This is a genomic window from Prosthecobacter fusiformis, from assembly GCF_004364345.1.
GTDB classification, from domain to species: Bacteria; Verrucomicrobiota; Verrucomicrobiia; order Verrucomicrobiales; family Verrucomicrobiaceae; genus Prosthecobacter; species Prosthecobacter fusiformis.
The window spans coordinates 441,632-456,148 of the sequence record NZ_SOCA01000002.1 but is presented as its reverse complement, the minus strand read 5'-3'; the positions used below and the strand labels follow the sequence as shown (position 1 = coordinate 456,148).

The window sequence follows — 14,517 nt, the reverse complement described above, 5'->3', positions numbered from 1 at the left end:
CCGTTTTTCTATCCTGAAGGGTAATCCTTTATTGGATGAAGTAGAACTGGCGCGTATTCAGGGCGGCCCAGAGGGCATCGCCTTTGCCGGTGAGGCCGTTACCTTCGACGACAGGGGCCAGCAATTCCTTCTCTTCGGCTGTGGCTTTGCGGCTGAAAAGAGACAGGTAGATGGTATCCACCGTCTGCTCTGCGGTCTCTGCACGGCGCAAGGCACGAGAGATCATGGTGTATGGGTTCATGAGCTGGGTGAAGGTCTTTCCATTCAAGAGCATGAGGGCCTGGCCAACACTGGCATCTCCATTGGCATTGCTGACAAGCTCGCGGTCACTCTGGCCGAACTCACGCAGGAAGTGGCCGTTGGGAGCGGGACTGCGCAGATCAGAGGCACGGACCATGTAGGTATCGCGAAAACTCTCCCAGGTTTGCAGAGCATGGAGCTCCTGCTTGGTATTCGCTTTCAGCAAGTCGGCATCTTTCTTCAGACGCTGCTGCTGGACGGCGGTCAGGCGTGCTCTCTGCTGCTTGGCCATGATCCGCAGGGCGTCGTCAATGGCCACGTCGTCATCTTTCTTGTTGCGCAGGACGCTGGCGATCTCTTTGGCGAACTCGGCATCTTCTACTTGTTCCTCAATTTTTCCTTCGCGAATCAACTCAGCGAATTTCTTGAAGCCCATGGAATAGATGATGTCCTCAGCGGCTTCATCAATGGCGCGGCGCTGATTGGACACGACACGTTTGGCGGCGCGCATGGCTTCTTCATCATTGTTTTTTGAGGCTTCGGCCAGGACTTCCTGAGCTTTGCGGACATCGGCAGCGAGCTGCTTTTGCACAGCCATGACTTTGGCGGCACCTGCTGCCAGTTCCTGAGCGCTGAGGGCATTGAGAGAACGATCCAGCCATTCCACCTGACGGATGACGGTTTCACGGGCGATGCGCGCGTTCAGGTTAGGAGCGTCTGGAGCGGGCTTGTAAAGGGTGACCATGCTGTCCCAGATCTGCTCGGCACTCATGCGACGAAGAAGCGGGCCTGGGAAGTGATAGACCTCACCCAGTTCCACATCCTTGCTGTAAGCAGCACGCTGATAAGTGGCGCTGTTGAAGATGATACGAAGGTATTCCTTCATGTCATAGTTCAGATCCTTCATGGTGGTCTCCAGGAAGGTCATAAGCTGAGGATTGCTGGGGACTGTGGAATCCGTAATCTCATCCACAGGCTCGATGAGAGCCATGCCCATGGCTTTTTTCCACAGGCGGTTGGCGATGACGAGGGTGAAGCGGGGGTTTTCCTTGGAGGCCAGCCACTTGGCATAAGAGTGAATGGGGCTGACGCCTTCCTCGACGATTTTGCCATCATTGGAGAATGAGGCCGGGATCACGGGCTGCACAACAGAGCCGGGCTTAGCATCGTCATACTGGTAATCTTTTGGCAAACGCAGGCCTCTGTTACCTGAGTTATCCAAAACAGTGTTGTAGCGCAACGGGCGCATGATTTCACTCATGGCACGGGAGATGTCCTTGCGCGTCAGGGTGCCCATGGCATCCCCCATCATCATGCCATCCATGGAAGGATCCGCTTTTTTGGACTTCTTGGCCTTGCCTTTACCAGGGCGGCCGTAAAAGGCCTCGGCAAGGAGGGGATTGGACAGGCCATTGGTGCCGACCATGCCATTGCTATGGGCGGACATCTGGTAGTAGTCCATCTGGGTCCATTTATCGAAAGGATGGTTATGGCACTGGGCGCAGACCATGCTGGTGCCCAGGAAGACTTGCGTCGTCATGGCCATGTTATCCAAGGGCATGTTATAATCCCGGATGTAATAGCCCACCGCACCGTTTTCATAGGTCTTGCCGCTGGCGGTCAGCATCTCCTGCACCATCTTGTCATAAGGCTTGTTGGTCTTCAGAGACTCGCGCAACCAAATGCCATAGGCTTCCCCCGCAGGCTGGCTGTTGCCCTGGGTGAGTTTTGATTTTACGCGGAGGATGTCACTCCAGTAATTGGTGAAGTTTTGCACGTAGCCATCCGAGGCCAGCAAGGCATCAATGAGCTTGGCGCGTTTGTTGGTATCCTTATCGGCCAGGAAATCGGTCGTCTCTTTCAGGCTGGGGATGCGGCCTGCGATATCGAGGTAAATACGACGGACAAAAACATCATCGGTCACCGGGGCCGTGGGCTGGATCTTTTCCTTCTCCAGCTTGGCGGTGATGAGGCGATCGATTTCACCCGCTTTTTCCTGAATGCTCTCGAGGGGCATCTCCTTCGCCTGGGCAAGTCCCGCAAGCGCACAGGCCAGGACAGCCAGCGCCGTCGGTAAACGGTAGCTCGAAGTTTTTTGAATGAGGGTGCTTTTCATGGGAGTGTTTTTAAACATTACGCGCCAGCGCATGGGTCCGCGCTGATATCCTGGGGGGCAGGACATGGGCGGAAACGATAGGGGCAAGCGCATCTTTCACGCCTGATGAGGAAAAAATTGGATACCCAGAGCTCAGCAGAGACGAGATTTAGTGCTGGAAGGTCAGGACGCATTTTTTGTACTGACACCCCGTGTGGTTTTCCAGTAATGTGATTGATCCTTTTTACCTATGAAATTCGCCGCCTTGCTTGGCTTGAGTGTGGTTGTTTTGGGGGCTGCTACAGAGCCTGGACCCGTCATGAGGGAGGTCGAATTCGACTGTGCGGTGGTGTCTGCCGCAGGAGTACCCAGCGTGGATTCACTGGTGTATGTCTGCCATCCAAACTCGGGTGATCATTATTTGAATGAACTCGTTGTAGCCCAAGGAAAGACGGATGAGCAAGGCCGCTTCCGTGCCTGGCTCAAGGCTCCTGTCCACTGGACGGTGAGGCCTTTCACAGTGGTGGCCATTGCGAAAAATCTGGAAAGCGGGTTCTCGCATACCACGATCCATTTTTCAGAACCCAAGAAAAACGCGTCCGCCGTGAGCATCCGGCTGCGCGAGACCGAAGACTGCCGGGTGCGTCTGCTAAAACCTGACGGCGCGCCTGCCGCAGGCGTCAATGTCTGGGTAGATCTGTGCTCACTGCCTGAAAAAAATGCAGCCGGCTTCCCCGACTCCTTTACAGTGCCACGACTACCTGGCAGCCCGTGGAGCACGATGACCGATGAAGATGGCCGGGGCGTGATCCGTGCGGTGCCCAAGAATGCTAGGCTGTATCTGGTGCATGATGGCGGTGAATGGGCCCAGCCATCTGGACGGTATTTTGGAGACTACAAGGATGCTCCGAAGGCAGGCGGCCAGGAGACTGTGATCAAGCTCGTGACGGCAGGGAGCATAAGTGGGCGAATCACCCTGCCGGATGGAAGGGCGGCAGGAGGGTGCCTCATCAGGCTGATTGAAATGATCCCTTATCAAACGGCCTATGGAGCAGTGACGATGGCAAATGAAGAGGGCCAGTTTGAGTTGAAGCAGATACCGCCTTCGACCTATAAGCTGACCTATCAAACCCAGCCGCCCTGGCTGGATGAATGGGTAGGCGATGAAATCTCCGGCCTACTGGTCAGCCCAGGCGGGGCCACTGAAGTGGGCGATTTAAAACTTTCGCAGGCTGCCATCGTGACTGGAAAGGTCGTGGATGCCGAGACAGGAACTCCCATCGAAGATCCAATCATCTACCGGCTTAAGGCCGGAACCCACCAACTGAATTACCGGTTTCATCGTTATCCGCCAATCGAATACCTGCCGCCGGATCGACAGGAAATGCTCAGTGTCACGGTCAGTGCCGGAGAAAAGAAAACCGTGGAGCATCGGCTCCATCGTGTCCGTCCACAAAATAAGATCACCGGTGTAATCCTGGGAGTGGATGGGCAGCCTGAATCCAAAACTTCGGTCATCGCTGTGCAAGTCTCGGAGTACGATTTCAGTCCTCCAGCGACCACCAATGAAAGAGGAGAATTCAGTATCGTCATCACTAAACCAGAGGGAGAGCTGACGATACTGGCATGGAACGAGGAAGATGAGATGGCGGACCCGCTGCGAGCCCATCCAGGAGGTCATGTCACGCTCCAGTTAAAGGACAGCGGCTTTGCACATCTCAAGGGTCAGGTATTGAACGAGCTGGCCCAACCGATTCGAGAAGCGCGTATCCAAGTTTCGCTGGGCAGCCTGTCAGCAACTGGCAATGGACCCATTCCTCAATTTGTCAAAACCGATGCGACAGGCCGTTTTGCGGTGCCTCGCCTCTGGACTGGCTTGGGCAGTCTAACCTTATTTTGCCAAGCAGAGGGTTACGGAGGGGCGGCTCTGCGGGACCAGACACTCAAGCCCGAACAAGTTCTGGAATGGAATGTGGTTCTGAAAAAGGCGGATCAAATCGTATCTGGCATCGTGGTGGACAGTGCAGGCGAGCCGGTTCCTGGCGTTCGCGTCATGGCTGGGGGAGACAGGCAACAGAGTACAAAGGTGGCCATCACGGATAAACAGGGACGTTTCAACATTGGCCAGCTCACTGAGGATTCAGTCTCACTGACGGCGGTGCAAAACACGCCCGAGCTTAGCCGCAAGGCATACAAACGGCTGGTGAAACCGGTCGCCGAGGTGCGCATCGTCCTGCCAAATGCGGCAGGGAGGGTGGCGGGAATCATCACCGACCATCAAGGCCGTCCCATCATGGGGGCGGAATTGAGCTTGATTGGAAGGGATCGAATAGCAACAACGAACAAGGAAGGCCGGTTCGAACTGCAAGGGATCACGGAAGGATGGTTCAATGCGGAGGTGAATTTTGCGAATGAGAGTGGAACAAAGGTGGAAGACCGGGTGCGTCTGAAAACAGGCATGATGGCGGCCCACATCGTCATGCCCGACAAGACCAAAACTTATCTGGAACTACCGCTGGCTCCCGTCAATCTCATCGGCAGACCCGCCGCAGCCGTCCAGGTGACCGCGTGGCTGAACAGTCCAGCCCTTTCTCCTAAGGCAGGGGGAAAGGTGCGTATTCTGGATTTCTGGGGTATGGAATGTGCGCCGTGTCTGGCTGGTTTTCCAAAGGTTCAGGCTTTTTGGAAAGAGCACCAGCATGAGGTGGAGTTCATCGCACTGAGCAGTTCTCATTATCCCGAAGAAGAAGTTCGCGAATTTCTCAGCAAACACCCGGAGTATACTTTCCCCATCGCACTGCTGTCGGAGGATGCCACTTCGAATGTGGACTATGACATTCGTGGCGTACCCCTCTATGTCGTTATCGATCCTGAGGGAAAGATAGTTTCAACAGGCAGTGACTGGTCTGCCACAGAAAAGGCGGCACTGCGTTTGATGAATCAATAAAGGCTTTGCGGTTCAGCAGAACCCACCGTTCACTCGATCAATGGGTTGCCACGGCGACGGTGTTCGGAGCCAGCAACTGCTGAAGCGGCTTCGGATAAACACCGACGACAACGATGACTACAGCCAGGGCGATGGCACCTGCCTTTGTACCCAGGGACAATTTGATTGGCTCAAGAGTCTGAGCATCGCTGGTGTACATGGCGAGGATGGCCCGGAAGTAATAATAAAAGCCGACAGCCGCTCCAATGACGGCGCAGGCAAGAGCACCCCAGGCGGCCTGGTCCACCAAACCGATAAAGACAAAGAGCTTGCCCATGAAGCCCGCAGTGAGCGGCAGACCGGCGAGGGAGGCCAGGGCAAGAGTCATGACGAGGGCCAGTAAGGGGCTGCGCTTGGCGAGGCCTCGGAAATCACGCAGGTCTTCGCCGCCGCCATTGGCACGAAGCAAGGCGAGAACCAGGAAACCGAGAACGGTCATGGGCAGATAAGTCGCGAGGTAAAAAGCAACGACACCACCGGAATTAAGGTCAAAGCGTGCGGAACCCGCGCCGAGAGCGAGAAGAAGGTAACCGGCGTGACTGATGCTGGAATAACCCAGAAGGCGCTTGATGCTGGTCTGGAAAATTGCAGGCAGGCTACCGAGGAGAATGGTGAGAGAACCTCCGACAATCAACAGGGCCTGAACTTCACTGGCGATGATGGAACCATTGGCAGTGAAAGCTTCAACGGTGCGGGTCAATACGACAAACCCTGCGGCTTTGGACCCCACGGAAAGGAAAGCGGTGACGGGAATCGGTGCGCCCTGATAAACATCTGGCACCCACATTTGGAAGGGAGCGGCAGCCACTTTGAAACCGAGGCCTGCAAGAATAAGGGCTGCGCCAAGAAGAGCGGCCTGCTTGGAGGTCGCGGTATTGGCCAGGGCAGCAGAGATGCCTTCAAAGCTCATGGCCCCAGTGGCTCCATAGACCCAGGCGATACCATAGATCAGCACGCCGGTGCTGAGAGCACCCAGGATGAGGTATTTGACACCGGCTTCGAGAGCGAGATTACTCTTCCGGGCAAAAGCGACCAGCACGTAGAATGAAACAGTGACAAGCTCGAGAGAAACAAAGACGGTGACGAGGTCTTTTGCGGAGGCCATCCACATCATGCCTGCGCAAACAATGATTGGCAGACTGAAGAGTTCACTGTAATTGCCACCGGGTGTGAATTTGGTCAGGTAGGCCGAGCTTTCCACGGTGAGCCAGAGCACCAGCAAGGTGATGACCAGAGCAAAGCCTTTGTAGAATACCGCCAGGGTATCCAGTTGATGAAAGGGCTGCACAAACGCTGGCAGGTCCGCCGCAGACTTTGAGGCAAAGAGAAACAGAACGAAAGCCAGCGCGACACCGCTGATGCTGAGCGTAGCAAGCGTGTGACGCTTGATGGTGGGGACGAGGGCTTCAAGGCACAGAAGTGCTAGGCCTAAAACAACCAGGAAGATTTCGACGGAGAAAACGGACATGGATCGGAAGAACTTCGGTTTCTACATCGCAGCCACCGGAGCGGCAGCCAGGGACTTCAGCAGACCGAGCAGAAGCCAGGGACAGCAGCCGACGATGAGCAGGGCTGCGGCGAGGAGGATCAAAGGGATGCGCTGGCTGAGAGCCGGGTCATTCATGAACAGGCCTGCACTGGCAGTGCCCTGAAAAATGGAACGGTAAGCACGCAGCATGTAAACAGCAGACATCACAACACCCCAGAGGGCAAAAATAACGGTCCATTGAAGGGGACCGATCGTGCTGCTGCCGCCACCACCGAAAGCTCCGAGGAAGACCATCAGTTCACCCGCGAAATTGGCCAGACCTGGCAGACCAATGGAAGCAAAGGTACCAAACGCGAATAGAACGGTGAAGACTGGGGCATGAGAGGCGAGACCGCCCAGTTTACTAAGCTCAAGCGTGCCGAGTTGGTTCCGCATCCGGCCTGCCAGGGCAAACAAAAGAGCGATGGAGATGCCATGAGCGAACATCAGCAGGACCGCACCTTGAAGGGCGATTTCCGTTCCGGCTGCGATGCCGAGGAAGATATATCCCATGTGCATGACGGAAGAATTGCCCAAAATCTGGTCCAGAGAACGCTGGGCAATGGTGACAAAACCCATGATGAGGATGTTCCCCAGCAGCATGAAAAGCAGGGCCTGCTGTACCCACTCCACTTGTGCTCCTTGCGGGAGAAGCGGAAGAGCGATCCGAATGAGACCATAAAGGCCGAATTTTTTCAAAACGCCGGCATGCAGCATGGCGACTGGTGTCGGTGCTGTGGCATACGCAGGAGCGGCCCAGCTATGGAGAGGAAAGAGACTGACGAGGGTGCCAAATCCAAGCAAGAGGACGAAGAAAATCATGCCCTGCTTTTCCACAGGCAGCGGTGTGCTAGCAGCCTGGGCACGAAGAGCATTCAGATCAAAGGTCAACTTCTGCCCGCCACTGTATTCCAGGACCAGCCAGGCCAAGCCAGCCAGCAGAATCAAACTGCCGGCACCAAGGTAGATAGTGGTTTTCCAGGCAACGGCTTTACGATGCGAATCTTCGCCATGGCCATAAAGACCGATCATAAGAAAGGTCGGAATCAGAGCCAGCTCATGGAAGGCATAGATGAAAAAGACATCGGTCGAAAGGAAGGCCCCCAAACCGCCACCGGCAATCAGCAAGGAAGCGATGTGGTAGATCGCGGGCTTGTCTTTGGCGATCTGCCAGACAGCCGCCAAAGTGACGAGTGCGGTCAGCAACACCAGGATCAGTGACATGCCGTCTGCACCCACACCAAAGGTGATGGCCGGATTTTCCAGCACCACACGGGCCTTGGTGAAAGCCATGCCGCCAGCCTCGACTGAGGCGGACTTGAACTGGAACAAAAGCCCCAAGACAATGAGCAGATTGATGATGGCCGCACCCACCGAGGTGGCACGGACCGGTGCCCCGAGCCAGATGGCTAAGGCAGCGACGATTGGCAGCAGGATGACGATTTCGAGAACGCTCATTCCATTCCTCCATTAATGGCCCACAGAGGGCAGGACAAAAACGACCACATAAATAACAAGCAGGACGCCGAGACCGAGCAGGAAGGTATATCCCTGCAAGTGGCCACCCTGAAGAATCCGCGCGGCAGAACCGACACGCGCGGCAAGATAAGCTGGCAGACGGGCCATGATGCCGTCCACAATGAGACGCTCAAGACCGGCAACAATCCAGGCCAGACTGTCCTGAAAAACTTTAACAATGACCGCATAAATCTCGTCGAAATAGAACTTGTTGGCGAAGAGCTTGATGTTCAGTGGGTCTTTGTCTTTGCCTTTGTAAAGGATGAAACCAGCAGTGACTCCGATCAACAACGCCACGATGGAAGCCACCATGACAGTCATGTGTGTTTCCGCATGATTAGGCTTCATGGCCTCGAACAGCTTGGCAAGCGGCACGGAGAAAACCGTTAATCCAGCCAGGATAATCAATGGAATGACCATGATGATCGGTGCTTCCACGGAGTGCTGGGCTGAATGAGTGCGGGCTTTGCCAAGGAACACGACAATAAAAAGCCGGGTCATGTAAAAGGCAGTCAACATGGCGGTCATGACACCGATCCAAAAGAGCGGGCTGCCGCCTTTGACTTCGAAGGCGACTCCAAGAATAGCTTCCTTACTCCAGAAACCGCTGGTGATGAAAGGAACACCCATGAGGGAGGCGGTGCCGATGGCAAAGGTGACAAAGGTCACGGGCATGTGCTTCATTAGGCCACCCATTTTCCACATGTCCTGCTCATGGTGGCAGGCATAAATGATGGCCCCAGATCCGAGGAAGAGCATGGCTTTGAAGAAGGCATGCGTGTAAAGATGGAACATGGCGGGATGGCCCGGCCCTGCTTCATGAAGATGATTGCCCACCTGCATTGCCAGGAGACCGACGGCCATCACCATGTAACCAAGCTGGGAGAGAGTGGAGTAAGCCAGCACACGCTTGATGTCGTCTTGCTGAGTGGCCATCAGGGCCGCCATCAGGGCGGTGATGCCGCCGATCCAGGCGATGATCAAAGCGGCATCTGGGGAGGCCTCAATTACAAACGCACAGCGGACCAGCATGAAGACGCCGGCAGCGACCATGGTCGCTGCGTGAATGAGAGCGGAAACAGGCGTCGGGCCTTCCATCGCGTCAGGAAGCCAGACATGGAGAGGAAACTGGGCGGACTTGCCCACGGCACCCATGAAGATACAAATGGCGGCAAAGGCCATGAAAGTCGGCTGGGTGGCTGCAATCTGGTGCAGTGAACCGGAGGCAAAGCTGTCTTTAAGCCCCACGAAACTTACATCTCCAAAATTGGCCGAGAACAGCATGAGGATGCCGATCATGAAACCGAAATCACCGATGCGGTTGGTGAGGAATGCCTTCTTCGAAGCTTCAGCGGCAGAGGCCTTGTTGAACCAGTGCCCGATGAGCAGATAAGAACTGAGACCGACGAGTTCCCAGAAGATGAACATCATGACCAAGTTTCCAGCCAGCACGATGCCGGTCATGGAGAACATGAACAAAGACAGGGCACCAAAGAAGCGGACTTTTCCCTGATCCTCCTTCATGTAACCGAGGGAGAAAATATGCACGAGCAAGCCGATGGAGGTGACGATGAGCATCATCCCCCTGCTCTGCTGATCAATGAGCGCATCCAGCGTGAGTCTGAAGTTTCCAACACTAAGGAACGGCAGCAGCACGGGGCTCGAATTTTCCGAATGCAACAGCATCAGGCTGATGGCAAAACAGATGGCCGCAGAGGCGACCGAAAGGAACACACTGGCTCCTTTCAGAACTTTGTGACCAAGCAGAATCGTGAGTGCCGTGAAGAGCGGCAACAGCAGCAGCAGGGTGGGTAATGGGGCGGCTTCCTGGGCGGGCATGAGCGGGAGATTCGGTTGCGCTTAGCCTTGCAGCTTGGTGACGGATTCAGTTTCAACGCTCTGCTTGGCACGGTAGAGCGCGACGATGATGGCAAGGCCGACGGCCACCTCAGCGGCAGCCACGGTAATGGTGAAAAACACCAGCGACTGCGCGGCATAATCCGGCAGGCCGTCCGTCACACGGAAACGGGAAAAGGCGACGAGGGTCAGGTTGGCCGCGCTCAACATCATCTCCAAGCACATGTAGATGATGAGAATATTACGCCGGGCAATGACACCCGCGAGACCGAGGGCAAACATCATGCCGCTGACAATGAGGTAATGACTGAGGGTGATCATCAGGCGTCCTTGACTCCTTTCTCACGCTTGCTCAGCACCACCACGCCGACAGTGCCCACCAGGAGCAGCAAGCCGACCACCTGGAGGTGAAAGCCGTATTTTTGAAACAGGGTCAAACCCATAAGCTTGGCATCCGGCAGGACGCCCGCTTTCAAATCATTCGCGATGGTCGGCAGCTCGGCTTTTTCTCCGGCCTGAGTGAGTGCGAGAGGAGCATTTTTGAGCTGCACACCTGCGCTGTCAAAGCTGCTGCAAATGGTCGTAATCTGCAGGGCGAGAAGGACCGCGAGGGTAATTCCGCCGATGACTGCTGGCAGGTTGGGCTTTTTACCCTCCTCCGCCTTGATGTCCAAAAGCATGATGATGAAAAGGAAGAGCACCATCACGGCACCGGCGTAAACGAGGATCTGAATGGTACCGATGAAGTAGGCATCCAGGCTCAGAAAAAGAGCAGCGAGGCCGACAAAGCTGGCTGCCAGAGAAAGGGCGCTGGTGACCGGATTGCGCGCAGTGACGACCAGGAGGCCGAAGCCCAGGGTCATAGCGCTAAAGAAATAAAAGAGAATGGACGGCATGGGGCTACTTCAATTCGTTCCACTTGTTCACGAGACCCACACGTTTGCCGCCGATCTCGTAGAGCTTCTTTTTGTCGTGCACCATCTCGGCACGGGACTCTCCCGTGATGGCGTAGTCCTTGCGAAGGAAGATGGCCTGTTCAGGGCAGACTTCCTCACACATGCCGCAGTAAATGCAGCGGATCATGTCGATATCGAATTCTTTGGGGCGCTTTTCAACCTTGGCCCAAGGATCGTCACTTGGGATCTCGCTCGGGATGATTTTGATGGCCTTTGGCGGACAGATGAATTCGCAGAGCTGGCAGCTCACGCAACGCTCACGGTCATGCTCATCGGTGACCAGCGCCGGTGCACCACGATAATAGGAAGGCAGATTGGAGTCCCATTTTTCCTCAGGATACTCCATGGTCACCTTTGCCTTGCCGCCAGTAATTTCGCGGAAGGTTTTCAAGGCATGGCCCAGGGTGATTTTCAGGCCTTTGGCGAGAGTGGAAATAAACCATCTCTCATGCCAGGCGAGCTTGGGGCGTTGGACGATAATTGTTGCCATCGGAGCGGGGGTTTACTTCACCGGGTAGCAGATGATCATGAGCACAGCCGTCAGGAAGACGTTAGCCAGTGCGAGTTCAAACATATACAGCCAGCCGAGTTTCATGAGCTGATCGAAGCGGAAACGCGGAAGTGACCAACGGATGAGGATGAAGAAAAGAATGAAGACAATGACTTTGGCAAAGAAGGTGCCGATGTGCAGGAGACCCAGCCAGAAGGGAGTGGCCCCGGCGACGTAGTCAAGGCCGATCAATGGAGCGAAAGGAATGCTCCAGCCACCCAGGAAAAGAGTGACGGCAATGCCTGATCCAATGATCATGGCTGCGTATTCACCCATGAAGAAGAGGGCGAATTTCATGGAGCTGTATTCGGTGTGATAACCGGCCACAAGTTCCGTTTCACACTCAGCAAGATCGAAAGGCAGACGGTTTGTCTCCGCAAACATGGCGACGGTGAAGATGCAGAAGGAGATGAGCATCGGCACCCAGAGCACCCAGCGGGCGACAGTCAGTCCCTCACCCCAGAGCGGCAGGAGCAACCAGCCGTTGGCATCCTGGAAGGCTGCCATTTTAGAAAGGTTCAATTCTCCAAAAACCATCAGCACAGGGACGATGGAAAGACCCAGAGATAGTTCATACGAAATCATCTGCGCCGATGAGCGGATGCTGCCCAGGAAAGGATACTTCGAATTGGATGACCAGCCCGCGAGGACAATTCCGTAAACACCGAGGGAGGCAATGGCGAAGACAAACAGAGGGCCGACGTTGAGGTCAGCAATGACGGATTTGATCGGTGCCGTAAAGCCGTCTCCGCCCAGTGAAGTAATGAGAGGATTGAGAAAGCTGAGATCCAGCTCACTACCGAAAGGAAGCACAGCGCAGGTCATCAGCGCAGGCACCATGGTCAGAGCAGGGGCCAGCCAGTAATAGAAGGTATTGACCGACTTGGGGGTGAAATCTTCTTTGAGCAAAAACTTCAATCCGTCCGCCAGGGGCTGAACGAGACCGCCGATGCCGAAGATCTGAATATCCTTCTTGAAACCAAACAGCGTCAGCGGAATGCCGGTGCGGTTGGGTCCCACGCGGTCCTGGATGATGGCGGAGAATCTTCGCTCCGCATACACCGAGTAGGCGACGAGGGGCAAGATGACCAAAAAGGTCAGGAAAACGATCTTCACCACAGATGTGATGAGGAAGGCTAAGTCAAAGCTGGCGAGATGTGCTGCCATGGGGGCAGGGCCATTATCAGGAAGGCTTTAAAAGGGGCAACCCGAATTTGTGAAAAATTTCACAAGCTCACCCCCGGAAGGAGAAAAAAGGAGGCCTGTGACTGCCAAATTTCCGACTTGTAAGGCCCCGCCCGAGGCAGGCCGAAGGTCAAACGGATTCATCGGCTTTATTTTCCACCATGTTTCATGCGATCAAGACTGTGCAGCCACCTCTTGCAAACTGGTCCGGTCGCACTGAAAACTGAATGCGTAACGCTCATGTCCTACCCTGCCCCCGCCCCAACCCGCCTTGATTTGTCCCAGCTTGGAGAGCCCGTGTATCTTGGCTCCGTGCAGCATCTCTATGCGGTGCCGGACCATCCTTCCTATATTGTCTGCGAGACCACGCCAGCAGGATCTGTCTTTGATGTGGGCAGCATTTTCAGCATCGCGGGCAATGACCTGAACCGGGCCATCTTCCGCCATGCCATGTATTCACGCCTCACTCAGCCAGCCACTTGGATGCGTGTGCAGGCAGCCTTGGAAAAGGCAGACTCCCTGGGTGTGACTTGGCGAGATCAATTGATGGATGGCCCGCTGCAAAACATGCTGGAAAGCGGTGCGCACACCCATCATGTGGGAATGCTGGACGGCGAAACGGGCGAAGTGGTCACCCAAGGCATGCCCACGACGCCGAGCTGCTACAACATTGTGCGGCGTTTCCCGGTGATGAAGCCACCACAGCGCAATGTGATGGGTAATTTTGTCTTTGATTATGCCCAGTTTCACCAGAGCGATACTTATGTGGTGCCCCTGGAGTATATTGTGAGATTTGGCGTGACCAGCGGCAGCTCGGTCCTGCGTAAATACGAAGGACTGAGCGAAAAAGAGCGTCGTGCTTTCGAGCAGGAGCTGGGCCTCACGGGGCCGATGCAGGCCTGGCAGATGCTGGACCGGCCTATCTATGACCTGACTAGCAAGTATGAGCCGGAGGATCGGGCCGTGAGCAAACAGGAAGCTCTGCTCATGTCCGGCCTCAGCACCCAACACTTCACCGATACCATTAAAATGGCCCTGCTAGGAGCGTGGGCAGTGCGTGATCTGCTGGACGAGATCGGCCTGCAGCTTTGGGATCTTAAATGGGAATTCGCCGTGGACCGCGAGGCACTGTTGTTTGTGGACACCATTGATGCGGACAGCTTCCGCGCCACCAGCACGGTCCCCGTGGATGGGCGAAATCTCATCATTCACTATAACAAACAGGCCATGCGTGATTATTATCGTCTGGTCTGTGCAGACTGGTATGCCGGGATCAACGCCGCCAAGGCCGAGGCCCAAAAGACAGGCACCGCCTTTAAACAAGTCCTCAAAGAAGGACAGGCTACGGGTCTCTATCCAGCCACCCCGGAAGTGGATACAAATTTCCTGGATCTGCAATCCCGCAAGACGGCGCTCATCAAAGCTCATGTGCTTGGGGAAAAGGACGCTGCGGCTATCCGGGCAGGGCTTCAGGAAACCGGGCTTGCCGAGGCGGAGTTTTATCGTGAACACGGTCTGCTGGAAGATTTGCTGAAACTGAACGGGATGTGAGCCGGACGACGGAACGCATTGGCAAAAGCACCACATTTGCTTTAGCATCAC

Annotated in this window: 10 protein-coding genes; 2 read left to right on the top strand and 8 right to left on the bottom strand. The window is 55.3% G+C overall.

Annotated elements, in window-relative coordinates; all coding sequences use genetic code 11:
* Positions 1–28 precede the first annotated feature (28 nt).
* On the bottom strand, positions 29–2,356 hold the full coding sequence (locus tag EI77_RS07750; protein ID WP_166647111.1) for a DUF1549 domain-containing protein: 2,328 nt from the start codon (positions 2,354–2,356) through the stop codon (positions 29–31).
* Between the two features lie 229 nt (positions 2,357–2,585).
* On the opposite strand from EI77_RS07750, the gene EI77_RS07745 reads away from it, so the two are divergent.
* Positions 2,586–5,282, top strand: a complete 2,697-nt coding sequence (locus EI77_RS07745; protein ID WP_133794364.1) for a carboxypeptidase regulatory-like domain-containing protein — start codon at positions 2,586–2,588, stop codon at positions 5,280–5,282.
* A gap of 37 nt (positions 5,283–5,319) precedes the next feature.
* Here EI77_RS07745 and EI77_RS07740 read toward each other — a convergent pair whose 3' ends face one another.
* Genes EI77_RS07740 through EI77_RS07710 form a run of 7 tightly spaced genes read right to left on the bottom strand, consistent with a single transcriptional unit; the run spans position 5,320 to position 12,897 of the window.
* Positions 5,320–6,789, bottom strand: a complete 1,470-nt coding sequence (locus EI77_RS07740; protein ID WP_133794362.1) for an NADH-quinone oxidoreductase subunit N — start codon at positions 6,787–6,789, stop codon at positions 5,320–5,322.
* 21 nt (positions 6,790–6,810) lie between these two features.
* Positions 6,811–8,307, bottom strand: coding sequence for a complex I subunit 4 family protein (locus EI77_RS07735; RefSeq protein WP_133794361.1), 1,497 nt, complete (start codon positions 8,305–8,307; stop codon positions 6,811–6,813).
* Between the two features lie 12 nt (positions 8,308–8,319).
* Entirely contained in the window at positions 8,320–10,206 is a 1,887-nt protein-coding gene (gene nuoL / locus EI77_RS07730; RefSeq protein ID WP_133794359.1) for an NADH-quinone oxidoreductase subunit L, read from the bottom strand.
* Positions 10,207–10,227: 21 nt separating this feature from the next.
* Positions 10,228–10,545, bottom strand: coding sequence for an NADH-quinone oxidoreductase subunit NuoK (nuoK, locus tag EI77_RS07725; protein WP_133794357.1), 318 nt, complete (start codon positions 10,543–10,545; stop codon positions 10,228–10,230).
* Positions 10,545–11,120: an NADH-quinone oxidoreductase subunit J family protein gene (locus tag EI77_RS07720; protein ID WP_133794355.1), complete on the bottom strand. Its 576-nt coding sequence runs from the start codon at positions 11,118–11,120 to the stop codon at positions 10,545–10,547. Before EI77_RS07720 ends, nuoK begins: the two co-directional genes overlap by 1 nt.
* Positions 11,121–11,124: 4 nt before the next feature.
* Entirely contained in the window at positions 11,125–11,670 is a 546-nt protein-coding gene (locus tag EI77_RS07715) for a NuoI/complex I 23 kDa subunit family protein (protein ID WP_133794353.1), read from the bottom strand.
* 12 nt (positions 11,671–11,682) lie between these two features.
* Positions 11,683–12,897 (bottom strand): complex I subunit 1/NuoH family protein, encoded by a 1,215-nt coding sequence (locus EI77_RS07710; RefSeq protein WP_133794351.1) that lies wholly within the window; start codon positions 12,895–12,897, stop codon positions 11,683–11,685.
* Between the two features lie 258 nt (positions 12,898–13,155).
* On the opposite strand from EI77_RS07710, the gene EI77_RS07705 reads away from it, so the two are divergent.
* Complete coding sequence (locus tag EI77_RS07705) at positions 13,156–14,466, top strand: phosphoribosylaminoimidazolesuccinocarboxamide synthase (protein WP_166647110.1); 1,311 nt, start codon at positions 13,156–13,158, stop codon at positions 14,464–14,466.
* Positions 14,467–14,517 lie beyond the last annotated feature (51 nt).